Origin of the sequence: Pseudogulbenkiania sp. NH8B (genome assembly GCF_000283535.1) — a bacterium.
GTDB lineage: Bacteria > Pseudomonadota > Gammaproteobacteria > Burkholderiales > Chromobacteriaceae > Pseudogulbenkiania > Pseudogulbenkiania ferrooxidans.
This window is the reverse complement of the sequence record NC_016002.1, coordinates 708810-732959: the sequence shown is the minus strand read 5'-3', so window position 1 is coordinate 732959 and position 24150 is coordinate 708810. Positions and strand designations below refer to the sequence as shown.

The window sequence follows — 24150 nt, the reverse complement described above, 5'->3', positions numbered from 1 at the left end:
GGTTCCAAAAAACAAAAGGCCCCGCGATGCGGGGCCTTTGCATATTCGCTGTCCTTGCGGACGGATCAGGCAGCCATGGCCTTGATCTGGGCGGACAGACGGCTCTTGTGACGAGCAGCCTTGTTCTTGTGGAACACGCCCTTGTCGGCAATGCGGTCGATCACTTTAACGGAAGCCTGGAACACGTCTTTGGCAGCAGCCTTGTCACCGGCTTCAACAGCCTTGATCACTTTCTTCACTGCGGTACGGAACGCAGTACGCAGGCTGGCGTTATGCGCGCGCTGCTTGAGAGCCTGGCGTGCACGCTTGCGAGCTTGTGCGCTATTAGCCATGAAACTTTCTCCTGATGAGCGGAATCTGAAACCCGCGATTCTAAGCCCTATACTCTGGTTTTGCAACAGCAATCCGTCCCGCGTAAACTAGCCGGCTTGCAAATCCTCCCAACCGGTTTTTCCGCCCAATGAACCTTCTCAAGGCTCTTGCCACCGTCAGCAGCATGACCATGGTGTCGCGCGTGCTGGGTTTCGTCCGCGACGCCATCATCGCCCGCGTCTTTGGCGCCGGGCTTGCTACCGACGCCTTCTTCGTGGCGTTCAAGCTCCCCAACCTGCTGCGCCGGGTGTTTGCCGAGGGGGCGTTTTCCCAGGCTTTCGTGCCGGTGCTGGCGGAATACAAGCAGCAGCGCGGCGAGGACGAGACGCGGCACTTTCTCGCTGCGGTGTCCGGCATGCTGGCGCTGGTGCTGCTGGCGGTCACCGTGCTCGGCATGCTGGCCGCGCCGTGGATCATCTGGATCTCGGCACCCGGCTTCGCCAACGATACCGGCAAGTTCGACCTGACCGTCGAGCTGTTGCGCATCACCTTCCCTTATATCCTGTTCATTTCGCTGTCGTCGCTGGCCGGCAGCGTGCTCAATACCTGGAACCGCTTCTCGGTGCCGGCGTTCACGCCGACCTTCCTGAACATTTCGTTCATCCTGTGCGCCCTGCTGCTGGCGCCCTACTTCCACCCGCCGGTGCTGGTGCTGGCGTGGGCGGTGTTCATCGGCGGCATCCTGCAGCTGGCCTACCAGCTGCCTTACCTGAAGCAGGTGGGCATGCTGCCGTGGCCGCGCCTGGCGCTGAAGGACGCCGCGGTATGGCGCATAATCCGGCAGATGGGACCGGCGATCTTCGGGGTGTCGATCGCGCAGATCTCGCTGGTGATCAACACCATCTTCGCCTCGTTCCTGGCCTCCGGCAGCGTGTCGTGGATGTACTACGCCGACCGCCTGATGGAATTCCCCACCGGGGTGCTGGGCGTGGCGCTCGGCACCATCCTGCTGCCGTCGCTGTCCAAGCACGCCGCCAACAATTCCGCCGACGACTACTCCAAGCTGCTGGACTGGGGCATGCGCCTGTCGCTGCTCTTGGCGGTGCCGGCCACGGTCGGCCTGGCGGTGCTGTCCCAGCCCCTGATCGCGACGCTGTTCATGTACGGCAAGTTCTCGGCGCACGACGCGCTGATGACGCAACGCGCCCTGATCGCCTACGCCATCGGCCTGTTGGGGCTGATCCTGGTGAAGGTGCTGGCGCCGGGCTTCTACGCGCGCCAGAACATCAAGACGCCGGTGAAGATCGCCATCGTCACGCTGTTGCTGACCCAGCTGATGAACCTGGCCTTCGTGTTTCCGCTCAAACACGCGGGACTGGCGCTGTCGATCGGGCTGGGCGCCTGCCTCAACGCCGGGCTGCTGCTCTACCTGCTGATCAAGCAGGGGGTGTATGAACCGCAGCCGGGCTGGCGCTCCTTCCTGCTGCGCCTCGCCGTGGCGGTGGGCGGCATGGCGGCGCTGCTGGTGGCGGCGCTGTGGCTGCCGATCAACTGGCACGGCCACTCGTGGCAGCGCGTGGGCTGGCTGTCGGCCATCATCATGGCCGGGGTGGCGATGTATTTCGGCCTGCTGTTCGCGCAGGGTTTCCGACCCAGCGATTTCATGCGCCGCGAACACTGAGCAACGGGACAGAGCCGGCCTTGGCCCTGTCCGGAATAAGGAAAGTAACGAGACGATGGCGAGCAACACCAAGACCCCCGAACAGTCGCCGCTCGGCAAGACCGTGCAGTACCAGGACCAGTACGCACCGGAGCTGCTGTTCCCGATCCCGCGTCAGCAAAAGCGCGACGAGATCGGCGTGGACGGCTCGGCGCTGCCGTTTGCCGGCGTCGACATCTGGACCGGCTACGAGCTGTCGTGGCTCAACGCCCGCGGCAAGCCGCAGGTGGCGATCGCCACCTTCCGCATCCCGGCCGACACCCCGAACCTGATCGAGTCAAAGTCGTTCAAGCTCTACCTGAACAGCTACAACCAGACCCGGCTCGACAGCATGGCGCAATTGCAGGCCCAACTCGCGCTGGACTTGTCGCGCGCGGCCGGCGGCCCGGTCGTCGTGAGCCTGACGAGCCCGCAGGATTTTGCGCGGGAACGGATCGACGAGCTGGCCGGCGAGTACATCGACGACCTCGACATCGAGGTCAGCGACTATCACCCCGATCCGGCACGGCTTTCGGCCGATCGGTCGCACATCGTCAGCGAGACGCTGTGCTCCAACCTGCTGAAGTCGAACTGCCTGGTGACCGGCCAGCCCGACTGGGGCAGCGTGCAGATCCATTACATCGGACCGCGCATCGAACGCGAGAGCCTGTTGCGCTACCTGATCGGCTTCCGCCAGCACAACGAGTTCCACGAGCAGTGCGTGGAGCGCATCTTCACCGACGTGCTGCGCGCCTGCCAGCCGCAGCAACTCACCGTGTACGCGCGCTATACCCGGCGCGGCGGCCTCGACATCAATCCCTTCCGCAGCAATGGCGGAGAGCCGGCGCCGGCCAACGTGCGCACCGCGCGCCAGTAAATCCCCAAGGTTGGCCGAAGCCCTTCGGCCAACCTCGTCACGCCGTCCGCCGCGCCTTGCGGCAGGCCATCAGCACCACCGCCCCCACCTTGAACAGGCCGGCCGCCACCGTCAGCGACAGGTGCGCGGCGATCAGCAGCGGCATCGCCACCTCCGCTTCGCGAAAATAGGCGGTGTAGACCCCGACGCTGAACACCGACAACGACACCAGCATGGTGACCAGGGCAATACGTTCCATTCCTTGTTGCATGATTCGCACCTTTTGCCGACGGCGCTGCACGTGCCAGGTGACAGCACCCTTTTTAAACATGTACTATTGATACATCTTTAGTGGTGGCGCGTCCAGTATCAGAACATGCTGATATAGGTATCGCCGATAAGATGTATTTTTTTGACAACTTATAAGGACTTCACATGCTCAGCAGCCAGCACCGCGAACTCGTCAAAGCCACCGTACCGGTTCTGCGCGAACACGGCGTCGCCCTGACCAGCCATTTCTACCGCCGCATGTTCAGCCACAACCCGGAACTCAAGCACGTGTTCAACCAGGCCAAACAGGAGGCCGGCCAGCAGCAGCAGGCGCTGGCGCTGGCGGTACTGGGCTACGCCGAACACATCGACGATCCTTCGGTACTGGCGCCGGTGGTAATGCGCATCGCCCACAAGCACGTCGGCCTGGGCATCCGTGCCGAGCACTACCCGATCGTCGGCCATCATCTGCTGTCCTCGATCAGCGAAGTGCTGGGCGAGGCCGCCAGCGACGAGTTGCTGGAAGCCTGGCGCCTGGCCTACGGCCAGCTCGCAGACCTGCTGATCGGGGCGGAACAACAGCTCTACACCGACGGCGCGCTGAGCCGCGGCGGCTGGTCCGGCGTGCGCAGCTTCACCGTCACCCGCAAGGTGGCGGAAAGCAGCGAGATCACCTCGTTCTACCTCTCCCCGTCCGACAAGGGCGCGGTACCCGGCTTCCGTCCCGGCCAGTACATCACGCTGAAGCGTTTCGTGCCGGAACTGGGGTTGCTGCAGCCGCGCCAGTACAGCCTGTCGGACGCACCGGGCCAGGATTACCTGCGCATCTCGGTCAAGCGCGAACCCGGCAACGGCAGCACCCCGGCCGGACGCATCTCCAACCTGCTGCACGACACCGTGCACGAAGGCGACCAGCTCGAACTGGCCCCGCCGGGTGGCGACTTCTTCCTGCACGAAGAACGCAGCACCCCGGTCGTGCTGATCAGCGGTGGGGTTGGCGTGACACCGATGATCGCCATGCTCAACCATCTGGTGCTGACGCGAAGCCCGCGCCGCGTCGCCTTTGTCCACGGCTGCCGCAACGGTGCGGTGCACGCCATGAAGCGCCACGTCAACCAGCTGGCGGCGGAATGCGACAACGTCAGCAAGGTGGTGTTCTACGAAGAAGTGGGCGCCGAAGATCGCCTGGGCGAAGACTATGACCAGCAAGGCCGCGTCGACCTGGGCGCCGTGCGCGAGCAAGTGCTGCTGCCGGATGCCGACTACTACCTGTGCGGCCCCTTGGCGTTCATGCTGGCGCAGCGCGACTGGCTGCTGGCGGCCGGGGTGGACGGCGGGCGCATCCACTACGAAGTGTTCGGCTCGCATACCATAGCCGGCTGATTGTGCCGCGCGGGTGGGAGGGGTATCCTGCCCGCATCACTCGAGACAGAACGAATCATGCAGTTGACCCGCTTCACCGACCTCGGCCTCAGGGTATTGATGTACCTGACCCACCGCGAACGCGACACCCCGGTCACCATCCCGGAAATCGCCGAGCGCTTCGCCGTGTCGCGCAACCACCTGGTCAAGGTGGTGCACTTCATGGCACAGCAGGGCTGGCTGGTCACCACCCGAGGCAAGGGCGGCGGGCTGGCGCTGGCGCGCCCGGCCGATCACTACCGGCTGGGCGACGTCATCCGCACGCTGGAAGGCATGAGTGACCTGATCGACTGCGCCGAGCCGCCCTGTGCGCTGCGCAGCGGCTGCCAGCTCAAGTCGGCGCTGGACGTCGGCCTCACCGCCTTCTTCGAGGCGCTCAACCGCTTCACGCTGGCCTCCGCCGTCGCCGCGCCGACCGGCGAGGCCATCGTCCGCCTGCACCGCCGGCCCCGTCCGCTGGAGCCGGGCACCGTCTCCTAACGCCCTCCGCCGCCCTACCCGGTTCGACGCCGGCACGGCGCCGCTCCGTGCGACACCGCACCGGACACCGCTCTCCCCACCCTGCATCGGCCGCTCTGGCCCTGTGCGCTCCCCGCCACCGGGCCGCGGCGATCGCCCGGGACGGACTAGCCACGCCGGCCGCCGTACTTTGCCCTGCCGGCATCCCCCACACATCGCCCCCACCTGCGGAACATGGCCGGAAGTTTGCTTGCCTAAACCGGGTCGGCGCCATGCGATGACCACCCAGACCCGCCTGAGCGGCCCCTCCACCACTCACCCAGCGTTGCAGATGCACCGGCAACACATCCCCGCAACAGAACGGCCCTAGCCTGTAGCAGGCTGGCTTCTTCGAGAAAGGGAACACCCATGAAGACCACTGAGATCGCCTTGGCCTTGCAAGGCGGTGGCGCGCACGGCGCCTTCACCTGGGGCGTACTGGACAGGCTGCTGGAAACACGCCGCTATCACCCCGCCGCGCTGAGCGGCGCCAGTGCCGGCGCCATGAACGCGGCGCTGCTGGCCTACGGCTGGATGGAGGATGGTTACGACGGCGCGCGCGAGGCGCTGGGACAGTTCTGGCAACGGCTGTCGGCGCTCTACCCCTGGCCGGCGGCGCACGCCCCGCCCGTGGCGCTGCAAGGGCTGCTGCAACTGTCGCACTTCCTCACCTCCGACCAGCTCAACCCGTTCGACTACAACCCGCTGCGCGAGCTGATCGCCAGCAGCATCGACTTCGCCCGGCTGCGCACCACCCCGATCCAGTTGTTCATCGCCGCGACCCACGTCAACAGCGGGCGCCTCAAGCTGTTCCATGCCCACGAGCTGAGCGTGGAGCACCTGCTGGCTTCCGCCTGCCTGCCGCAGCTGCACCACACCGTACACATCGACGGCGAAGCCTACTGGGACGGCGGCCTCACCGCCAACCCGCCGCTGTTTCCGCTGGCCTACCAGGGGCGCGCCCGCGATATCGTGCTGGTGACGCTGGTGCCGCAACAGTGGGAGGAGACGCCCGGGCGGGCCGGAGAGGTCGAGCGCCGCCTCAACGACATCAGCTTCGGCTCGTCGCTGCATACCGAGTTGCAGGGGCTGGCCATCGCCAAGCGCGAAGCCGGCAGAAGCCTGTTCGGCCTGGGCCGCCTGGAGCGGCATCTGCGCCAGCTGCGCCTGCACCATATCGATGCGGACGCCACCACCGGCGCGCTCGACAGCCTGAGCAAGCTCACGCCGCATCACGGCCTGGTGCAGCAGTTGTTTGCCGCCGGGCGCGAGCGGGCGCAGGCCTGGCTGCAAGAGCACGGTGCGGAAGTCGGGAGAAAAAGCACGATGCGGCTGTGGCGGCGCATCGGCTGACACGGGGCGACGAAGAGCCGCGGCAAGAGCGCGCCACGACCGCAAGGCGGCCGTGGCGGCGAAGGAAAGAATCAGATGGTGCGCGAGTAGCGCGCCTTGGTCTGGCGCTCGCGCAGGTGGCGGTCGAAAGCCATGGCGATGTTGCGGATCAGGAAGCGGCCTTTGGGCTGGACCATCAGGAAATCGCCGTCGAAGGTGAGCAGGCCCTGCTGCTGGAACTCGCGGATGGCAGGCATCTCGGCGGCGAAGTACTCGGCGAAGTTGATGCCGTGCACCTGCTCGATGGCTTCCACCGACAGCGCGAAGCGGCACATCAGCGCCTGGATGATGGAGCGGCGCAGGATGTCGTCGCCGTCCAGCACCATGCCGCGCAGCACCGGCAGCCGGTTCTCGTCGAGCGCCGTGTAATAGCCCTCGAGGTCCTTCTCGTTCTGGCTATAACAGGGGCCGACCTTGCCGATGGAGGACACGCCGAAGCCGATCATGTCGCAGTCGGCGTGCGTGGAGTAGCCCTGGAAATTGCGCTGCAGCCGGCCCTGGCGCAGCGCCACGGTGAGGTCGTCCTCCGGCTTGGCGAAGTGGTCCATGCCGATGAACACGTAGCCGGCGGCGGACAGTTGTTCCACCGAGTGCTGCAGGATGTCGAGCTTGACCGGCGGCAGCGGCAGGTCGGCCTCGTTGATGCGCCGCTGCGGCATGAATACCGTCGGCAGATGGGCGTAGTTGTAGAGCGCGATGCGGTCCGGCCCCATGGCGATCACCTTGTCGACCGTGGCCGCTACCGACTCCTGGGTCTGCAGCGGCAGGCCGTAGATCAGATCGACGCTTACCGAGCGGAAGCCGGCCTCGCGCGCGGCGTCGATCACCACGCGCGTCTCCTCTTCGCTCTGGATGCGGTTGACCGCCTGCTGCACGCGCGGCTCGAAATCCTGCACCCCGACACTCATCCGGTTGAAGCCCAGGCGCGCTAGATGCAGCACGGTATCGCGCGTCACCTTGCGCGGATCTATCTCGATGGAATATTCTCCCTCCGCCAAGAATTCGAAGCGGGTCCGGAGTATCCCCATCAGCCGTTCCAGCTGTTCATCCGACAGGAAGGTCGGGGTGCCGCCGCCGAAGTGCAGCTGGATCACTTTTTCGCGCTGCCCCAGCACGTCGGCCACCAGGCCGACTTCCTTCTCCAGGTAATCGAGGTAGCGGTCGGCGCGGCTCTTGTCCTTGGTGATGATCTTGTTGCAGCCGCAGTAATAGCACACGGTGTTGCAGAACGGCAGATGCACGTAGAGCGAGATCGGACGGCTGTTGGCGCCGATCTTGCGCTGCTGCAGCCAATGACGGTAGTCCTTGGCGCTGAAGTCGTCGGTGAAGCGGTCTGCGGTCGGGTACGAGGTATAACGCGGGCCGGCGCCGTCGAGACGGGCAATCAGGGCGCGGTCGAACTCGCAACGTGTGGGCGAAAACGGTGGGTGGGTGGTGTTCATGATGTCTCGCGATGGAAAAACCAGTGGTGGACTGGTAAATTTGCGGCAAACCTCCCAGAAACGCTTTGACCGACATCAAGGCCCAACGCTTTGACCAACATCAAGGCTTACTTAACAGAAGCGGACATGCCGCATGACTGACTCGACTGTTGTTCCCCTGCAAGCCCTCAAGGTCTCCTGCTCCAACTGCACGCTGCGCGAATTGTGTCTGCCCCTGGGTCTGAACCGTGAGGAAATGACGCGACTGGATGCGGTGATCCGCCAGAGCCGGCGCCTGAAACGTGGCGAAGCGCTGTTTCGCAACGGCGAGGGCTTCAAGTCACTGTACGCGGTACGCACCGGTTTCTTCAAGACCTGCATCTCCAGCCAGGACGGGCGCGAGCAGGTCACCGGCTTTCACATGTCGGGCGAGTTGATGGGCCTGGACGGGATTTCGGCCAACGTGCACGGCTGCAACGCCGTCGCGCTGGAAGACAGCGAGGTGTGCGAACTGCCGTTCAGCCGCATGCAGAACCTGGCGCTGGAGATTCCTTCGCTGCAACACCACTTCTACCGGCTGATGAGCCGCGAGATCGTGCGCGATCACAACGTGATGATGCTGCTGGGCAACATGAAGGCGGAGGAACGGCTGGCCGCCTTCCTGATCAACCTGTCGCAGCGCCTGACGGTGCGCGGTTTCGCCGCCAACGACTTCATCCTGCGCATGAGCCGCGAGGAGATCGGCAGCTTCCTGGGGCTCAAGCTGGAGACGGTGAGCCGCACCCTGTCCAAGTTCCAGCAGCAGGGCTGGATCGCGGTGGACCACAAGCACATCCAGCTGGAGCAGCCCGAGCAGCTCAAGCAGTTGGTCGCCGGCTGCGCCAACGCCCACCCGACGCCGAACCACTGAGAGCCTGTTTACGATCTCGCGAGCTAGAGCGAGACAAGGCAAAAACGGCTGAGGATGCGGAGTTTACACGTAGTAAATGAGCATTCCGAAGTCGGTTTTAACGCCGTATCGCCGAAGCGCAGCAGATCGTAAACAGGTTCTGAGCCCTTCCGCGGTCCTGCGGCCCACCGGCCAGCGCGGCATCAATGGCGTTCAGCGCCCCCGCTTGCCGCCTTGCCATTGGCCAGTTCCTGCACCGTGTCGAGCAACTCGGCCAGTCGCGCCGGCGGCGGCCAGTTCGGCGGGCAGACAAAACCGCGCGCCACTTCCTCCCAGTCCCCGCCCCCCAACGGCAAGACCTCGGCCACCAGCTGTGGCGCCTCTGCCGCCGCCAGGTGGCGGCGCAGCGCGTCCTCGTCCAGCGTCTCGGCCTCGTCCACCCGCGCCGGCGCCAGCCAGCGCAAGCGCGGCAACCACACCCAGCGCGACGCCAGCGAGCGCCGCGGCCACGGCGCCAACAGCGGGCGCGCCCAGCCGGTGAGGAGGTCGGGGGCCAGCGGCGGCTCGAGCAGCACGGCATGGGGATAGAACAGCCAGCCCGCCAGCCTGGCCGCGGTGCGGCAGCCGACGAAGCCGGGCGGCAACAAGGGTTGCGCCGCGGCGTGGCGCGACAGCGCGAGCTGATCCTGCAACTTGGCCGCCTTCAGCGCCCAGGCATCGCGCAGGCTGGGGCCGACCAGGGTATGGCGACCTTCTCCCAGCATCAGGTAGAACTTGCTGGCGGTTTCGAGGTGCCACGGCTCGCCGTCGATGCGCAGCAGGAAGTCGAATTCGCCAATGGTGCGCAGCTCGCCATTCTGTACCTGCAGATTGGCCGCCACGCACTCGATGTGCGGCGCGAGGTCGAACCAGAACGCCAGCAGATTTTCGGCGTAGCGGCCGAGGCGGGTGGTGGGACGGGCGGCGAGCCAGGCCACCAGCGCCGCCGGGTCGCGGTCGAGTTCGGCCAACAGTGCCGGTCCGGCGTCGCCCAGCAGGCGCTCGGGCAGAATGTCGGCGCCGGTCAGCCACGGCGCCGGCGCCGTCAGGAGAAAGGCCAGGTCGCGCACCGCCGGGTGCGCGTAGGGCAGGTAGAAGGTGCTACTGCTGGCGGCGGCCGTCATCGCGCTGGGCCACGCGCTGCACCTGCTTGAGGAAGCCGCGCAGAATGTCGATTTCCTCGCGCAGCAGGTTGGCGCGGTTGAACAGCGTGCGCAGGCGGCGCATCAAGCGCTCGCCGTTGCGCCGCTCGTAGTAGCCGATATCGGCCAGGGTCTGGTCGAGGTGGCCGCAGAAGCCCTCCACCTCGTCACGCGTGGCGCTCTCGGCATCGGCACGCAGATAGTCGACGTCGACACCAGTGTGGCTGAACAGCTCGTAGGTCATCACCTGTACCGCCATCGCCAGGTTGAGCGAGAAATACTCGGGGTTGCCGGGAATGGTCACCAGCCGGTTGCACAGCTCGACCTCGTCGATCGACAGGCCGAAGGTCTCGTTGCCAAACACCAGCGCCACTTGTTCGCCGTCGCGCGCGCGCGCCACCAGCTCCGGCGTGGTTTCGCGCGGGGTGGAGAGCGGCGTGGTCAGCTCGCGGCGGCGGCTGGTCAGGGCGCAGGCCACGGTGACACCGGACAAGGCTTCGGCCAACGTGTCGACCACCACGGCCTGCTGCAACAGGTCGACCGCGCCGGAGGCCAGCGTGTCGGCCTCGGGGCTGGGGAAGGTCTTGGGCTCGACCAGGTAGAGCCGCGACAGCCCCATGGTCTTCATCGCCCGCGCTGCCGATCCGATATTGCCCGGATGGCTGGGTCGCGCCAGCACCACACGAATGTTCTTCAAAAAATCAGGGACTTCGGGTTTCTTCATTCGCCATTTCGCATTAAAATAGACGGCTTATCAAAAGCCCGTCCATGAGCCGGGTTTTTTCGTTCCTTAACCCAGATTGTTTCCTACTACGATTTTCCCTACCGGGAAGGCCGGGGTAGTTGTCTTTACTAGAGGCCGTCAATGCATCCCATGCTCAACGTCGCGGTGAAAGCCGCCCGTCGCGCCGCCAGCGTCATCCAGCGCGCGTCGCACAACGTCGACACCATCCGCGTCGAGAAGAAGCAGCACAACGATTTCGTTTCCGAAGTCGACCGCGCCGCCGAAGAGGCCATCATCTCGACCATTCTCGACGCCTACCCCAAGCATGGGATTCTAGCAGAAGAGTCCGGCGCCCAAGGCCTGGGCAACGCCGAGTTCGAGTGGATCATCGACCCGCTCGACGGCACCACCAACTTCCTGCACGGCCACCCGCAATACTCGGTGTCGATCGCCCTGATGCACAAGGGTCAAATCCAGCAGGCCGTAGTGTATGACCCCAACCGCAACGACCTGTTCACCGCCTCGCGCGGCGTCGGCGCCTTCCTCAACGACCGCCGCATCCGCGTCTCCAAGCGCATCGCCATGAACGAATGCGTGATCGCCACCGGCTTCCCGGTGACCGACCAGAGCTACATCGACCAGTACCTGGGCATGTTGAAGGACGTGCTGGGCAAAACCGCCGGCGTGCGCCGCGAGGGCTCGGCCGCGCTCGACCTGTGCAACGTGGCCTGCGGCCGCGTCGACGGCTTCTGGGAACTCAACCTGAAGCCGTGGGACATCGCGGCGGGCAGCCTGGTCGTGCAGGAAGCCGGCGGCATCGTCACCGACCTCAAGGGCGAGGATGGCTGGCTGGAATCCGGCGACATCGTGGCCGGCAGCCCGAAGGTGCTGGCGCAGTTGCTGCATACGCTGGCGCCGCACGTCGGCTGACCGTTCTGCCGATGATGTCATTGCAACGCCCCGCTCGCCGGGGCGTTGTTGTTTGAGCTTTTTTCCTCTTTTTTTCTTTCGATATTGTTGGTGAGGGTGTGGGGTTGCCGGTTCCGCCCGGCGGACGGGAAGGGGGAATTTGCATCGCCAAATTCCCCCTTCACCCCCAAAGGCGACCCCCACCGCCGTGGCCTTCGGCTTCCCGCCGGGGCCCGGCTTTGTCGAGGCACCGCCGGAACTCGCGATTCGCTAGCATCGAATCGCTCAAACAGCCGGCGGCTTAAAACCTCGACAAAGCCACCCGGCGGCACGGCAGAAGGGGGACCTGCTACTGGCGTAACAATTGGGTTGATTTGGGTCGGTGAGACGACAGCGTGGGCGAGAACTCGTCAAGGTTGGCCGAAAAGCTGTGAATGTCTTCGGGCACCACCGTATCAGACATCCCCGTGCCGCCTTCGCCTGCATTCCCCAGTACCAAAACCTCATTGATGCGACCAATCCGCCCTTCTGCCGCGCCGGCTGGATGGTGGATGGCGAGGTCTTAAGCGGCGGGCTGTCCGACGCCGGGCGACGGTAGCGCCCGGCTAGTTTCCGCCGCGCCTCGCCAGCCTCCAGCCAGACGGATACAAGCAGCGGTGGGCTCGCCTTTGGGGGTGAAGGGGGAATTTGGCGACGCAAATTTCCCTTCCCGTCCGCCGGGCGGAACCGGCAAACCCCACACCTCAGCCCCCTATAGGAATTGCCTATAACCCAGCCAGACGGCCCCCTACCCTGTGCGAAAAACCGCACAACGCCCCTCCCCTTGTCTGATCTTTCGCCCACGCCCCCCACGCCAGTCAAAAATAAAACAACAACAATTCAACAGCTTACAAAAAATCGCCGCATGGCACGCTTCCTGCAAACCAGTACCGCAAGGACACCGCCGAGTGTCCTGTTCAGTACAACACCGAAGGAGACAAACCATGCTGCGTCATACCACCGCCATCGCCGTTTTCTGCGCCCTCGCCGCGAGCCAGGCCGCCACCGCCCAGGACACCGTGCGCCTGGGCAACCTCAAGTTCGCCCACTACGGCGCCGTGTCGTACATGAAGGAAATCTGCGGCAAGTACAACATCAAGCTGGAGGAGCGCCTGTTCGCCAAGGGTACCGACATCATGCCGGCCATCATCGCCGACGAGGTCGATATCGCCGCCTCCGGCGCCGACGCCTCCATTTCCGGCCGTGCCAACGGCGTGCCGATCTACGTCGTCGCCGGCTTCGCCAAAGGCGGGACGCGCATCGTGGCCCAGGCCGAATCCGGCATCAAGACCCTGCGCGACCTGAAAGGCAAGAAGGTGGGCGTCACGCGTGGCAGCCCGCAGGAACTGCTGCTCCTGGCCGAACTGGAGAAGAACGGCCTGAGCTGGTCGGACAAACCCGGCAAGGACGTGCAGCTGGTCTACCTCTCCTACCCCGACCTCAACCAGGCGCTGGCAGGCAAGCAGATCGACGCCATGAGCCAGTCCGAACCGCAGTCATCGCAGGCGATCAGGAAGCAGTTCGGCCGTGAGCTGATGAAACCCTACGACACCCCGATGGGCGAGCCGGTGCGCACGCTGGTGATGAGCGAAAAGCTGTACAACAAGCGCGACGTCGCCACGCGGCTGATGAAGTGCTTCGTCGAATCCACCAGCACCTTCAACAAGAACCCGCCGCTGGCCGAGAAATACGTGCGCGAGAACCTGTTCAAGGGTCAGCTGAGCGCCGAGGACTTCCGCGACGCGATGGACAACGCCGACTACACCTACGACGTCACCCCGCTCCACCTCGACGTCACTACCCACTTCATGCAGAAGTTCGGCATCGGCCACTGGGCCAAGACGCCCAAGGCAGTGGAGTGGGTCAAGCTCGACCTGCTGCAGCAGGCCAAGAACGAACTGAAAGTGAAGTGAGGCCATCATGCGCAAACATCTGACATCCTTCGTGCGCGGCGCCATCGTGCCGGTGATCGTGCTGCTGGTCTGGGAGGCCTGCGCCCGCGCCGGCCTGGTCTCGCCGATCGTGCTGCCGGCGCCGTCGGCGGTGGCCGCCAAGTGGTGGGAGGCGCTGCAGTCGGGCGAGCTGGTGCACGACTCCATCGCCAGCCTGTACCGCGTGGTGGTGGGCTTCGTGGTCGGTGCCGCGCTGGCGCTGCCGCTGGGCCTGACCATGGGTGCGAGCCCTCGTCTCTACGGCCTGTTCAACCCCATGCTGCAGCTGTTGCGGCCGATTCCGCCGATCGCCTACATCCCGCTCGCCATCCTCTGGTTCGGCCTCGGCAACCCGCCCTCGGTGTTCCTGATCGCCATCGGTGCCTTCTTCCCGGTGTTGATGAACACCATCTCCGGAGTGCGCCACGTCGACGGCATCTACTTGCGCGCGGCACGCAACCTGGGCGTGGGGCGGCTGGCGCTGTTCACCCGCGTGATGCTGCCGGCGGCAACGCCCTACATCCTGACCGGGGTGCGCATCGGCATCGGTACCGCCTTCATCGTGGTGATCGTCTCCGAGATGATCGCGGTCAACGACGGCCTGGGCTACCGCATCCTGGAAGCGCGCGAGTTCATGTGGTCGGACAAGATCATCGCCGGCATGATCACCATCGGCCTGTTGGGGCTGGCGCTCGACAGCGCGATGAACACGCTCAACAACCACCTGCTGCGCTGGCACCGCGGCCTGGAACACTGAGGAACACCACCATGCAGAACCCGCAAATCGTCGTCAGCGACGTCCAGAAAGTCTTTCGCACCCAGGAACGCGACGTGGTGGCGCTGAAGGACATCAACCTCACCATCAAGCAGGGTGAGTTCGTCTGCCTCTTGGGGCCGTCCGGCTGCGGCAAGTCCACCCTGCTCAACGCCATCGCCGGCTTCTCGCTGCCCTCCTCCGGCTCCATCCAGGTGGACGGCCAGGCAGTCACCGCGCCGGGGCCGGAGCGCGGCATGGTGTTCCAGGAGTACGCGCTGTTCCCGTGGATGACCGTGGCGCAAAACGTCGCCTTCGGGCTGGAGGTCAAGGGCATGAGCAAGGGCGCCATGGCGGAGCGCGTCGACACCCTGCTCGACAAGCTGCACCTGAAGGACTTCCGCAACCGCTTCCCCAAGGACCTGTCCGGCGGCATGCGCCAGCGCGTGGCGATCGCCCGGGTACTGGCGATGGATTCGCCGATCATGCTGATGGACGAGCCGTTCGGCGCGCTCGACGCGCTCACCCGGCGCAACCTGCAGGACGAGCTCTTGCGCATCTGGGCCGAGTTCGGCAAGACCATCATCTTCGTCACCCACAGCATCGAGGAGTCGATCTACCTGGCCGACCGCATCGTGGTAATGACCTACCGCCCAGGCACGGTCAAGCGCGACCACCGCGTCACCATGCCGCGCCCGCGTGACCCGTCCAGCGCCGCGTTCAACGAGCTCAAGCGCGAGCTGGGAAGCCTGGTGATGGAGGAGCAGCAGCGCCACGCCGCGGCGGAGATGAAGCTGGCCGCCGTGGATTGATTGCCGCACAATCCACGGCATGCAAGCCCTGTCGCTTCCCTCCGTCCTGCCCATCCTGAGCCGGCCCCGCCATCGCACCGTGCTCACGGCGCTGGCGGGACTGGCACTGTGCGCGCTGGTGGCGCTGACGGCCTACACCCTGCTGCTGCGCGGCCAGCTGGCGGCGCAGCGCCAGGCCAACGCCCAGCGTCTGGGCGCCTACGCCCTCAGCCTGGACAACCTGCTCGCCCGCCACGAGGCTCTGCCCTACGTGCTGAGCCTGGACGGGCGGCTGGCCAGGCTGCTGGCGCAGCCCAGCGATGCGGCGCTGACGGCGGAAGTGAACCATTACCTCGAAGGGGTGCAGCAGCGCGCCGGGGTGGCGCAGGCCTTCCTGCTCGACCGCAGCGGCCGCACCCTGGCCTCGTCCAACTGGCACTCGCCGCTGAGCCTGGTCGGCAATTCCTACGCCTACCGCCCCTACTTCCAGGACGCCATCAACGGGAGGCCGAGCCGCTTTTACGGCATCGGCAGCACCACCCGCGAGCCCGGGGTGTTTCTGGCCGCTCCGCTGCCCAGCCCGACCGGGCCGATCGGCGTGGTGGTGGTCAAGGTCAAGCTCGACAGCATCGAACGCGCCTGGCAGGCCAGCGGCGACCACCTCGCCCTGGCCGACCGCGACGGTGTGCTGTTTCTCGCCACCGAGTCCGCCTGGCAATATCACACCCTCGCCCCCTTGCCGCCCGCGGTACGCCACCGGCTACATGCCGAGCGCCAGTACGGCGACTACCCCCTGCCACCGCTCGCCGCCGACACCGCCCTGCGAGGCCACGGCGAGCAGCGGCGCCTGCCGCTGGGGAACGGCCGGCGCGAGCTGCTGGTGCAGTCCCATCCTGCCGGCCTGCTGGGCTGGCGCGTGCTGCTGTTCAGCGAGTTGGCCGAAGCGCGCCAGAGCGCCGCCGGCGGCGCTGCCGCGCTGGGTTTCGCCACCGCCTTCGTGCTGGCGCTGACGGTGTATTGGCAGCAGCGCCGGCGCCGCCTGGCGGAACGGCGCGCGGCCCAGGCCGAACTGCGCCGCGTCGAGGCCGGGCTCGAAACGCGCATCGTCGAGCGCACCGCCGCGCTGCAGGCCGCCAACAACACGCTGGGACAACGCGTGGAAGAACTCAAGCGCACCGAAAGCATTCTGCGCGAGACGCGCGACAGCGCGGTGCAGGCCGGCAAGCTGGCGGTGTTGGGGCAGATGGCCGCCGGCGTCACCCATGAACTGAACCAGCCGCTCGCTGCGCTCAACACCCTGTCCGACAACGCCGTGAAACTGATTGAACTGGCGCGCTACGACGAGGCACGCGACAACCTGACGCTGATCGGCCAGCTCACCGGCCGCCTCGGCCGTATCCTCGGCCAGCTCAAGTCGTTCGCGCGCCAGGCGCCGGCCGATACCGCCGCGGTGCACGTGGCGCAGGCGGTGGAGCACGCCTGCCTGATCGTCGAGCCGCGCCGGCGCGAACTCGATGCGGTGATCGCGACCGACATCGCCCCGGAACTGCAGGCCTGGGCCGACGTGGTGCGGCTGGAACAAGTGCTGGTGAACCTGCTGCGCAACGGGCTCGACGCCATGGCCGGGCAGGCCGCGCCGCGCCTCGAACTCCACGCCGTGCGTCACGGCACGCGCCTGCGCCTGACGGTGCGCGACCACGGCCCCGGCCTGCCGGCCGAGGCGCTGGAGCGGCTGTTCGAACCCTTCTACACCACCAAGCCGGCGGGCCAGGGGCTGGGTCTCGGCCTGGCCATTTCGCTGGCCATCGTCGAGAGCTTCGGCGGCACGCTCACCGCCGGCAACGCCGACGGTGCCGGCGCCGTGTTCCGGCTCGACCTGCCGGCGGCCCCCACTTCAGGAGAATCCCTCTCATGACCGACCTCTCGCTGCCGGTGTTCCTGGTCGAAGACGACCCGGTGGTGCGCCACGGCTGCGCCCAGGCGCTGCGGCTGGCGGGCTTTGCCGTGACCGACTTCGGGGACGCCGAGAGCGCGCTGGCAGCGCTCGAACAGGCCTCGCCCGGTGCGCTGGTGAGCGACGTGCGCCTGCCCGGACAAGACGGCCTGGCGCTGCTGCAACAGGCACGCCGCCTCGATCCGGAATTGCCGGTGATCCTGATCACCGGCCACGGCGACGTCACGCTGGCGGTGCAGGCGATGCACGAAGGCGCCTACGACTTCATCGAAAAGCCCTTCCCGTCCGAGCGGCTGGCCGACGTCACGGGACGGGCGCTGGAGAAGCGCGCGCTACAGCAGGAAAACCGCCGCCTGCGCGAGCAGTTGCAGGCGGGCGGCGACTCCCCGCTGATCGGCCAGACCCCGGCGATGCAGAATCTGCGCCGGCTGGTGAGCGCGCTGGCCCCCACCGGGGTCGACATCCTGCTCAACGGCGCGACCGGCTGCGGCAAGGAGGTGGTGGCGCGCGCCATCCATGCCGCCAGCGGCCGGCGCGGGCGCTTCGTCGCGCTCAACTGCGGCGCGCTGCCGGAAAGCGTGTTCGAGAGCGAAATCTTCGGCCATGAGAGCGGCGCCTTCACCGGTGCCGCCAAGCGCCGCATCGGCAAGTTCGAGCTGGCGCACGGCGGTACGCTGTTTCTCGACGAGATCGAGAGCATGCCGCTCACGCTGCAGATCAAGCTGCTGCGGGCGCTGCAGGAACGCACCATCGAGCGCCTGGGCAGCAACGAAGCGATCCAGGTGGAATGCCGCGTGATCGCCGCCAGCAAGGCCGACCTCAAGGCCGAATCCGACGCCGGACGGTTCCGCAGCGACATGTACTACCGCCTCAACGTGGCGCGCCTCGACCTGCCGCCGTTGCGCGAGCGCAAGGCCGACATCCCGCTCCTGATGGCGTATTTTCTGCAACAGGCCGCGACCCGCTTCAACCGCCCGCTGCCGGAGTGGAGCGCGGCCGATCTGGCGCGCTGGCAGCGCCACGATTGGCCGGGCAACGTACGCGAGCTGCGCAACATCGCCGAACGCTACTGCCTGGGCCTGGGCGACGGCCTGGAGGCTGAGATGGCACCCGCTGCGGCTGGCGGCGAGGTCTCGCTCGCCGCCGTGGTGGAGGCGGCGGAGAAAGCCTGCATCGAGACCGCGCTCAGCCGCAGCGGCGGCCAGGTGATCAAGGCCGCCGAGCTGTTACAGCTGCCGCGCAAGACGCTGTACGACAAGCTGCACCGCCACGGTCTCGATCCGGAGCGATATCGCCGCTGACCCGGCGCCATCCTCGAAACAGGCACCGCACCCACCGCCGCTCAGAACAGCCCGCTGGTCGCCGAGAAATCGGCGACGCGGCTTACCATGTCGCGCAGCTTCAGCACCACCAAGCGGGTGTCGTCCCGCCGCGACTGGAACGTGTAGTGGAGTGGGGCCAGCGCCGGCTGACTCTCCAGGATGCACAGCTGACCACGCCGCGACAGGGCATGCGCCCACCCCTCTGGCAGAAAGCCGATCCCGACGCCGTCGACCAGCATCCCCGCCACCGCCCCCCAGCCATTGCAGGTCAGCCGTCGCTCAATCTCGACCTGCTGGGTGCCGAGCCAGTCGTCCAGCAGGCGTGTCGTACCGGCGCCGAGATGCAGGGTGATCAGCGGCAGCGCGCGCAGCAGCTCGGCACTCAGCACCCGGCTCGTCCCCACCAGGGCGGGAGACGCCACCCACAGGAAATGGGCCTGGCCCACCGGCTGCGACAGCACGGTGCTGCGCGACGAGCGTCCCGCCACCACCGCGAAGTCCAGCTCCCCGTCGCTGACGCGTTGTTCCAGCACGGTGCCGATGTCGACGTAGGGCTCCAGCACCAGGCGGGGAAACGCCTCGCGGGCCTGCGCCAGCAGGCTGGGCAACCACGTCAGCGCGGCCAGCTCGCCCACACCAAAACGGCAGCGCCCGGTCAACCCGCTGTCCTTGCCCAGCGCAAGCACCAGCCGGTCGGCGGACTGCAGCACCTCGGCGGCATAAGGCAGCAGGCGGGCTCCGGCCGGGGTCAGCACGGCGCGATGGCCGCTACGGTCAAACAGGCTCTCGCCAAGCGATTGCTCCAGCTCCGCGATACGTTTCGACAGCGAAGAGAGCGACAGATGCAGCCGTTCGGCCGCGACGGCGAAGCTGGCGCAGGTCGCGGCACAGAAGAAGGCGTCGAGTTGCTTCAGGGTCATGGAGGGGAAAGGCCGAGGGTTGGAGATAGAAAATTCTATCAAAAAAGCGAACAAACAATATGAAATTTATTCGCTTTATTGAATCAACAGGATTGTCTAGTCTGGCTCCTGACAACCTTGCCGCGTCAGGCCGGCGTCGCGCCGGAACGCGGCGCCACCGAGCGCAACCGGAGTCCGCGACCACCATGACACACACCCCTACCCTCTCCCTGCCCGAGTGCCGCGCGGCGACCAGCGCGCCCGCCCGGCTGCCACGCTCCTTGGGCGGCGTGCTGGCCCTGGATGACTTCGAGGCGCTGGCCAGACAGCGTCTGCCACGTCCCATTTTCGGCTACGTCGCCGGCGCGGCGGAAGACAATGCCTCGCTGCGGGATAACCGCGCCGCCTTTGGCGATTACGGTTTCAAGACCCGGGTGCTGGTCGACGTGTCGCAACGCAATCAGAGCGTGGAACTGTTCGGCCGCCGCTATGCCGCGCCGTTCGGCGTCGCCCCGATGGGGATCAGCGCGCTGTCCGCCTATCGCGGCGACATCGTGCTGGCCCGCGCCGGTCAGGCGGCCAATATCCCCGCCATCCTCAGCGGCACCTCGCTGATTCCCCTGGAGGAGGTCATCGAGCAGGCCCCGGGAACCTGGTTCCAGGCCTATCTGCCGGGCGATCCAGCACGCATCGATGCCCTGGTGCAGCGCGTGGCACGGGCCGGGGTGGAAACGCTGGTGCTGACCGTGGACATCCCGGTTTCGGCCAACCGTGAAAACAACGTGCGCAACGGCTTCTCCACCCCCTTGCGCCCCAGTCTGGCGCTGGCGTACCAAGGGCTGACGCACCCGCGCTGGCTGCTGGGGGTGTTGTTGCGCACCCTGCTGAAGCACGGCATGCCACACTTCGAAAACTCGTTTGCCACGCGCGGCGCGCCGATCATCTCCGCCAGCGTGCTGCGCGACTTCTCGGCGCGCGACCACCTGAGCTGGCCCCACTTCGACCGCATACGCCGCCAGTGGAAGGGAGCGCTGATCATCAAGGGCATCCTGAGCGCGGAGGATGCGCGGCAAGCACGGCTGCACGGGGCCGATGGCATCATCGTCTCCAACCACGGCGGCCGGCAGCTCGACGGCGCCGTCTCCCCGCTGCGCGTGCTGCCGGACATCGTCGACGTGGCTCAGGACATGACCGTGATGATGGACAGCGGCGTGCGCCGCGGCAGCGATGTCTTGAAAGCCCTGGCGCTGGGTGCACGCTGCGTGTTCGTCGGCCGTCCGTTCAACTACGCGGCGGCCGTGGCCGGCGAGGCCGGGGTGGCGCATGCCTGCCGCCTGCTCTACGACGAGGTCGATCGCAATATGGCGATGCTGGGTGTCAACAACTGCTCGGAGCTGCACGCCGGCCTGCTGCACAGAAAGGCTTAGCCCCGCCTTCACCGCTCACACCGACAAAAAAAGAAGCCCAACCGGGGTTGGGCTTATCAAGTTCACACCGTGTGGGTCTTACAAACTGGGGAAGGCGAACTGCGACGCCTCGTGGCTGGCGCGTTGCGGCCAACGTTGAGTAATCGCCTTGCGGCGGGTGTAGAAGCGCACGCCGTCCGGGCCGTAGGCGTGCAGGTCGCCAAACAGCGAACGCTTCCAGCCACCAAAGCTGTGGTAGGCCACCGGCACCGGCAGCGGCACATTGATGCCGACCATGCCGACTTCGATCAGATCGGCGAACAGCCGCGCCGCCTCGCCGTCGCGGGTGAAGATGCAGGTGCCGTTGCCGTATTCGTGGGCGTTGATCAGCGCAATGGCCTCTTCCAGGCTGTTGACGCGCACCACGCACAGCACCGGGCCGAAGATTTCTTCCTGGTAGATGCGCATCTCCGGGGTGACGCGGTCGAACAGCGTGCCGCCGAGGAAGTAGCCACCTTCATGGCCGGCGACGCGATAGCCACGGCCGTCCACCACCAGTTGCGCACCAGAGACCACGCCATCGTCGATGTAGCCCACCACCTTGTCGCGGGCCGCGGCGGTGACCAGCGGGCCCATGTCCAAGCCGCAGGTGGTGCCGGCACCGATCTTCAGCGCCTGAATCTGCGGGGTGAGCTTGGCGATCAGCGCGTCGGCCACCTGGTCTCCCACGCACACCGCCACCGAGATCGCCATGCAGCGCTCGCCGCAGGAGCCGTAGGCGGCGCCCATCAGCGCGTTGACGGCGTTGTCGAGGTCGGCATCCGGCATCAGCACGGCATGGTTCTTGGCGCCGCCGAGAGCCTGCACGCGCTTGCCGCGCTTGGTGCCTTCGGCGTAGATGTATTCGGCGATCGGGGTGGAGCCGACGAAGCTCAGGGCCTTCACGTCCGGCGCCTCGATCAGCGCATCCACGGCTTCCTTGTCGCCGTGCACCACGTTGAGCACGCCCTTGGGCAGACCGGCTTCGTGCAGCAGTTGCGCGATCAGCAGGGTGGAGCTGGGGTCGCGCTCGGACGGCTTGAGGATGAAGGTGTTGCCGCAGGCGATGGCGAGCGGGTACATCCACAGAGGCACCATGGCCGGGAAGTTGAACGGGGTGATGCCGGCCACCACGCCGAGCGGCTGGAAGTCGCTCCAGGCGTCGATGTTGGGGCCGACGTTGCGGTTGTACTCGCCCTTGAGCAGTTCCGGCACGCCGCAGGCGTACTCGACGTTCTCGATGCCGCGCTTGAGTTCGCCGGCGGCGTCTTCCAGGGTCTTGCCGTGCTCCTCGCTGATGAGCTGGGCGATGCGCGCTTCGTTGGCTTCCAACAGTTGCTTGAAGCGGAACATCACCTGCGCGCGCTTGGCGGGCGGGGTGTTGCGCCAGGCTGGGTAGGCGGCCTGGGCGGCGGCGATGGCCTGCTGCACGGTGGCGACGTCGGCCAGCGGCAACTGGCGGATGGCCTCGCCGGTGGAAGGGTTGAATACCGCTGCGGTGCGGCTGCCGCCCGCGCTCAGTTCGCCGTTGATCAGATGATTGAGTATGCTCATGGTCGGTTTCTATCTCGCTAAATAGGGTCGGGACGGGGCGTGCGCAGCCCCTCTCCCTTTGGCCTCTCGCAGCCGGAGAGGACGTTGTTCCATGCGGGCCCTGCTGCCAGCCGACGCGCTCACCGTGGCTTGAGTTCGATCTCGATGAACGCGACTTCGTGCTCGCAGGGGTTGATCACGTTGTGCTCGGTGCCGATCAGGCGGGTATAGCTCTGGCCCGGAACCAGCGCCGCACGCCGCTCGCCGTCGGGCGTTTGCAGCAGCAACTCGCCGTGGGTGATCGGCACCACGACGTATTCCATGCCGTGGCGGTGGTAGCCGGTTTCGGCACCGGGGGCAAAGCGCCACTCGGTCACCACCACCTTGTCGTTGTCGATCTGCACCGTGGGGACGGCCTGGGGACGCTCCGTCATCTCAGGCCACCTCGTTGAGGGCTTCGCCCACGGCGTCGAACAGGCGGTCGAGCTCGGCCGGGGTGCTGGTGAACGGAGGGCCGAACTGCAGGCAGTCGCCGCCGTAGCGCACGTAGAAGCCTTTTTTCCACAACTTCATCGCCGCCTCGAACGGACGCACGATGGCGTCGCCGTCGCGTGGGGCGAGCTGGATCGCGCCCGCCAGGCCGCAGTTGCGGATGTCCACCACGTGCTGGCTGCCCTTGACGCCGTGGATGGCGTTCTCGAAGTGCGGCGCCAGCTCGGCGACGCGTGCCACCAGGTTCTCGCGCTCCAGGATGTCGAGCGCGGCCAGACCGGCGGCGCAGGCCACCGGGTGCGCCGAGTAGGTGTAGCCCTGAGTGAACTCCACCGCGTACTCGGGGATGTTCTGGTTCATGAAGGTGTCGTAGATCTCGTTGCTCGCCACCACCGCGCCCATCGGCACGGCGCCGTTGGTGAGCTGCTTGGCGAGGTTCATGATGTCCGGCACCACGCCGAAATAGTCCGCCCCAAACAGCGAACCGGTACGGCCGAAACCGGTGATCACCTCGTCGAAGATCAGCAGGATGTTGTGCTGGTCGCAGATCTGGCGCAGGCGCTGCAGGTAGCCCGCCGGCGGCACGATCACGCCGGCCGAGCCCGCCATCGGCTCGACGATGACGGCGGCGATGTTGGAAGCATCGTGCAGCTCGATCAGGCGCAGCAGGTCGTCGGCGAGTTCGATGCCATGCTCGGGCAGGCCGCGGCTGAAGGCGTTCTGCGGCAGCAGCGTGTGCGGCAGGTGGTCGACGTCGAGCAGCTGGCCGTAGGCCTTGCGGTTGCCGTTGATGCCGCCGAGGCTGGTGCCGGCGATGTTGACGCCGTGGTAGCCGCGCGCGCGGCCGATCAGCTTGGTCTTGCTGGCCTGGCCCTTCAGCCGCCAGTAGGCGCGCGCCATCTTCACCGCGGTGTCGGCGCACTCCGAGCCGGAGTTGGTGAAGAACACGTGGTCGAGGCCCGCTGGGGTCATACTGGCGACTTTTTCGGCCAACCTGAACGACAGCGGGTGGCCGAACTGGAACGCCGGGGAGTAGTCCAGCGTGCCGAGCTGCTGGTACACCGCCTCGGCGATTTCCTTGCGGGCATGGCCGGCACCGCTACACCACAGGCTCGACAGGCTGTCGAAGATCTGGCGGCCATCGGCGTCGGTCAGGTAGTTGCCGCTGGCGGCGACGATCAGGCGCGGGTCGCGTTGGAAATTGCGGTTGGCGGTGAACGGCATCCAGTGCGCACGCAGATCGAGACCGGCGGCGACAGGCGGAACGGCAGGCTGGGGGGAATTCATGGCACGGCTCCCGAAACGGTAAAGTGGCACAGGAAGTGGAAGAAGCGGTGCCTAGCTTGCACCAAGCTGCAAGGCGAGTTAAATCACATTCTTCTTACGTTCAGTTTTGATTTTACTCACCCATCAGCAA

At 66.4% G+C, this 24150-nt stretch carries 22 protein-coding genes; 13 read left to right on the top strand and 9 right to left on the bottom strand.

What is annotated here, in order from left to right:
• Positions 1-65: 65 nt before the first annotated feature.
• A complete protein-coding gene (gene rpsT, locus NH8B_RS03495; RefSeq protein WP_008953359.1) occupies positions 66-332 on the bottom strand; it encodes a 30S ribosomal protein S20 in 267 nt (88 codons plus the stop codon).
• A gap of 128 nt (positions 333-460) precedes the next feature.
• On the opposite strand from rpsT, the gene murJ reads away from it, so the two are divergent.
• Entirely contained in the window at positions 461-1993 is a 1533-nt protein-coding gene (gene murJ, locus NH8B_RS03490; protein WP_041702813.1) for a murein biosynthesis integral membrane protein MurJ, read from the top strand.
• 55 nt (positions 1994-2048) lie between these two features.
• On the top strand, positions 2049-2888 hold the full coding sequence (gene queF, locus NH8B_RS03485; protein WP_014086037.1) for an NADPH-dependent 7-cyano-7-deazaguanine reductase QueF: 840 nt from the start codon (positions 2049-2051) through the stop codon (positions 2886-2888).
• A gap of 37 nt (positions 2889-2925) precedes the next feature.
• Here queF and NH8B_RS03480 read toward each other — a convergent pair whose 3' ends face one another.
• Positions 2926-3138 carry a hypothetical protein gene (locus tag NH8B_RS03480; RefSeq protein ID WP_008953362.1) on the bottom strand — a complete coding sequence of 71 codons (213 nt, stop codon included), beginning with the start codon at positions 3136-3138 and terminating at the stop codon, positions 2926-2928.
• 164 nt (positions 3139-3302) lie between these two features.
• On the opposite strand from NH8B_RS03480, the gene hmpA reads away from it, so the two are divergent.
• The 3 genes from hmpA (at position 3303) to NH8B_RS03465 (ending at position 6410) form a co-directional block, all read left to right on the top strand.
• Positions 3303-4520: an NO-inducible flavohemoprotein gene (gene hmpA / locus NH8B_RS03475; protein ID WP_014086036.1), complete on the top strand. Its 1218-nt coding sequence runs from the start codon at positions 3303-3305 to the stop codon at positions 4518-4520.
• A gap of 57 nt (positions 4521-4577) precedes the next feature.
• Positions 4578-5039, top strand: a complete 462-nt coding sequence (locus NH8B_RS03470) for an RrF2 family transcriptional regulator (RefSeq protein ID WP_008953364.1) — start codon at positions 4578-4580, stop codon at positions 5037-5039.
• A 387-nt stretch (positions 5040-5426) separates the two neighbouring features.
• On the top strand, positions 5427-6410 hold the full coding sequence (locus NH8B_RS03465) for a patatin-like phospholipase family protein (protein WP_014086035.1): 984 nt from the start codon (positions 5427-5429) through the stop codon (positions 6408-6410).
• 71 nt (positions 6411-6481) lie between these two features.
• Here NH8B_RS03465 and hemN read toward each other — a convergent pair whose 3' ends face one another.
• Positions 6482-7891, bottom strand: a complete 1410-nt coding sequence (gene hemN / locus NH8B_RS03460) for an oxygen-independent coproporphyrinogen III oxidase (RefSeq protein ID WP_014086034.1) — start codon at positions 7889-7891, stop codon at positions 6482-6484.
• Between the two features lie 133 nt (positions 7892-8024).
• On the opposite strand from hemN, the gene fnr reads away from it, so the two are divergent.
• Positions 8025-8780, top strand: a complete 756-nt coding sequence (gene fnr / locus NH8B_RS03455) for a fumarate/nitrate reduction transcriptional regulator Fnr (RefSeq protein WP_008953367.1) — start codon at positions 8025-8027, stop codon at positions 8778-8780.
• A 182-nt stretch (positions 8781-8962) separates the two neighbouring features.
• Here the strand turns inward: fnr and NH8B_RS03450 are convergent, their stop codons facing one another.
• Together NH8B_RS03450 and NH8B_RS03445 are read right to left on the bottom strand one after the other, a co-directional pair.
• Positions 8963-9922, bottom strand: coding sequence for a DUF1853 family protein (locus NH8B_RS03450; RefSeq protein WP_014086033.1), 960 nt, complete (start codon positions 9920-9922; stop codon positions 8963-8965).
• Positions 9900-10664 carry an RNA methyltransferase gene (locus tag NH8B_RS03445; RefSeq protein WP_014086032.1) on the bottom strand — a complete coding sequence of 255 codons (765 nt, stop codon included), beginning with the start codon at positions 10662-10664 and terminating at the stop codon, positions 9900-9902. The genes NH8B_RS03450 and NH8B_RS03445 overlap by 23 nt, the downstream gene beginning before the upstream one ends.
• A gap of 141 nt (positions 10665-10805) precedes the next feature.
• Here NH8B_RS03445 and NH8B_RS03440 point away from each other — a divergent pair, with 141 nt between their 5' ends.
• The 6 genes from NH8B_RS03440 to NH8B_RS03415 all read left to right on the top strand — a co-directional run bounded on the left by NH8B_RS03440 (position 10806) and on the right by NH8B_RS03415 (position 18343).
• A complete protein-coding gene (locus NH8B_RS03440) occupies positions 10806-11594 on the top strand; it encodes an inositol monophosphatase family protein (protein ID WP_014086031.1) in 789 nt (262 codons plus the stop codon).
• A gap of 962 nt (positions 11595-12556) precedes the next feature.
• Positions 12557-13525 (top strand): ABC transporter substrate-binding protein, encoded by a 969-nt coding sequence (locus NH8B_RS03435; protein WP_014086030.1) that lies wholly within the window; start codon positions 12557-12559, stop codon positions 13523-13525.
• 7 nt (positions 13526-13532) lie between these two features.
• The gene (locus NH8B_RS03430; RefSeq protein WP_014086029.1) at positions 13533-14300 is read left to right on the top strand and encodes an ABC transporter permease; all 768 of its coding nucleotides are present in this window, start codon (positions 13533-13535) and stop codon (positions 14298-14300) included.
• A gap of 11 nt (positions 14301-14311) precedes the next feature.
• Positions 14312-15109: an ABC transporter ATP-binding protein gene (locus tag NH8B_RS03425; protein ID WP_014086028.1), complete on the top strand. Its 798-nt coding sequence runs from the start codon at positions 14312-14314 to the stop codon at positions 15107-15109.
• Positions 15110-15128: 19 nt separating this feature from the next.
• Positions 15129-17003, top strand: coding sequence for a sensor histidine kinase (locus NH8B_RS03420; protein ID WP_014086027.1), 1875 nt, complete (start codon positions 15129-15131; stop codon positions 17001-17003).
• Positions 17000-18343, top strand: a complete 1344-nt coding sequence (locus tag NH8B_RS03415) for a sigma-54-dependent transcriptional regulator (RefSeq protein WP_014086026.1) — start codon at positions 17000-17002, stop codon at positions 18341-18343. Before NH8B_RS03420 ends, NH8B_RS03415 begins: the two co-directional genes overlap by 4 nt.
• A 41-nt stretch (positions 18344-18384) precedes the next feature.
• Here the strand turns inward: NH8B_RS03415 and NH8B_RS03410 are convergent, their stop codons facing one another.
• On the bottom strand, positions 18385-19284 hold the full coding sequence (locus NH8B_RS03410) for a LysR family transcriptional regulator (RefSeq protein ID WP_014086025.1): 900 nt from the start codon (positions 19282-19284) through the stop codon (positions 18385-18387).
• Positions 19285-19469: 185 nt separating this feature from the next.
• Between NH8B_RS03410 and NH8B_RS03405 the strand changes: the two genes are divergently transcribed.
• Entirely contained in the window at positions 19470-20690 is a 1221-nt protein-coding gene (locus NH8B_RS03405) for an alpha-hydroxy acid oxidase (protein WP_014086024.1), read from the top strand.
• Between the two features lie 78 nt (positions 20691-20768).
• Here NH8B_RS03405 and NH8B_RS03400 read toward each other — a convergent pair whose 3' ends face one another.
• The 3 genes from NH8B_RS03400 to NH8B_RS03390 all read right to left on the bottom strand — a co-directional run bounded on the left by NH8B_RS03400 (position 20769) and on the right by NH8B_RS03390 (position 24020).
• Entirely contained in the window at positions 20769-22262 is a 1494-nt protein-coding gene (locus NH8B_RS03400; protein ID WP_014086023.1) for a CoA-acylating methylmalonate-semialdehyde dehydrogenase, read from the bottom strand.
• A 119-nt stretch (positions 22263-22381) separates the two neighbouring features.
• Entirely contained in the window at positions 22382-22675 is a 294-nt protein-coding gene (locus NH8B_RS03395; RefSeq protein WP_014086022.1) for a cupin domain-containing protein, read from the bottom strand.
• 1 nt (position 22676) lies between these two features.
• Complete coding sequence (locus tag NH8B_RS03390; protein ID WP_041702811.1) at positions 22677-24020, bottom strand: aspartate aminotransferase family protein; 1344 nt, start codon at positions 24018-24020, stop codon at positions 22677-22679.
• Positions 24021-24150 lie beyond the last annotated feature (130 nt).

Bases quoted from the DNA above. Each gene is read 5' to 3' on its own strand.
- rpsT (WP_008953359.1), bottom strand. From the start codon at position 332: ATGGCTAATAGCGCACAAGCTCGCAAGCGTGCACGCCAGGCTCTCAAG.
- murJ (WP_041702813.1), top strand. From the start codon at position 461: ATGAACCTTCTCAAGGCTCTTGCCACCGTCAGCAGCATGACCATGGTG.
- queF (WP_014086037.1), top strand. From the start codon at position 2,049: ATGGCGAGCAACACCAAGACCCCCGAACAGTCGCCGCTCGGCAAGACC.
- NH8B_RS03480 (WP_008953362.1), bottom strand. From the start codon at position 3,138: ATGCAACAAGGAATGGAACGTATTGCCCTGGTCACCATGCTGGTGTCG.
- hmpA (WP_014086036.1), top strand. From the start codon at position 3,303: ATGCTCAGCAGCCAGCACCGCGAACTCGTCAAAGCCACCGTACCGGTT.
- NH8B_RS03470 (WP_008953364.1), top strand. From the start codon at position 4,578: ATGCAGTTGACCCGCTTCACCGACCTCGGCCTCAGGGTATTGATGTAC.
- NH8B_RS03465 (WP_014086035.1), top strand. From the start codon at position 5,427: ATGAAGACCACTGAGATCGCCTTGGCCTTGCAAGGCGGTGGCGCGCAC.
- hemN (WP_014086034.1), bottom strand. From the start codon at position 7,891: ATGAACACCACCCACCCACCGTTTTCGCCCACACGTTGCGAGTTCGAC.
- fnr (WP_008953367.1), top strand. From the start codon at position 8,025: ATGACTGACTCGACTGTTGTTCCCCTGCAAGCCCTCAAGGTCTCCTGC.
- NH8B_RS03450 (WP_014086033.1), bottom strand. From the start codon at position 9,922: ATGACGGCCGCCGCCAGCAGTAGCACCTTCTACCTGCCCTACGCGCAC.
- NH8B_RS03445 (WP_014086032.1), bottom strand. From the start codon at position 10,664: ATGAAGAAACCCGAAGTCCCTGATTTTTTGAAGAACATTCGTGTGGTG.
- NH8B_RS03440 (WP_014086031.1), top strand. From the start codon at position 10,806: ATGCATCCCATGCTCAACGTCGCGGTGAAAGCCGCCCGTCGCGCCGCC.
- NH8B_RS03435 (WP_014086030.1), top strand. From the start codon at position 12,557: ATGCTGCGTCATACCACCGCCATCGCCGTTTTCTGCGCCCTCGCCGCG.
- NH8B_RS03430 (WP_014086029.1), top strand. From the start codon at position 13,533: ATGCGCAAACATCTGACATCCTTCGTGCGCGGCGCCATCGTGCCGGTG.
- NH8B_RS03425 (WP_014086028.1), top strand. From the start codon at position 14,312: ATGCAGAACCCGCAAATCGTCGTCAGCGACGTCCAGAAAGTCTTTCGC.
- NH8B_RS03420 (WP_014086027.1), top strand. From the start codon at position 15,129: ATGCAAGCCCTGTCGCTTCCCTCCGTCCTGCCCATCCTGAGCCGGCCC.
- NH8B_RS03415 (WP_014086026.1), top strand. From the start codon at position 17,000: ATGACCGACCTCTCGCTGCCGGTGTTCCTGGTCGAAGACGACCCGGTG.
- NH8B_RS03410 (WP_014086025.1), bottom strand. From the start codon at position 19,284: ATGACCCTGAAGCAACTCGACGCCTTCTTCTGTGCCGCGACCTGCGCC.
- NH8B_RS03405 (WP_014086024.1), top strand. From the start codon at position 19,470: ATGACACACACCCCTACCCTCTCCCTGCCCGAGTGCCGCGCGGCGACC.
- NH8B_RS03400 (WP_014086023.1), bottom strand. From the start codon at position 22,262: ATGAGCATACTCAATCATCTGATCAACGGCGAACTGAGCGCGGGCGGC.
- NH8B_RS03395 (WP_014086022.1), bottom strand. From the start codon at position 22,675: ATGACGGAGCGTCCCCAGGCCGTCCCCACGGTGCAGATCGACAACGAC.
- NH8B_RS03390 (WP_041702811.1), bottom strand. From the start codon at position 24,020: ATGAATTCCCCCCAGCCTGCCGTTCCGCCTGTCGCCGCCGGTCTCGAT.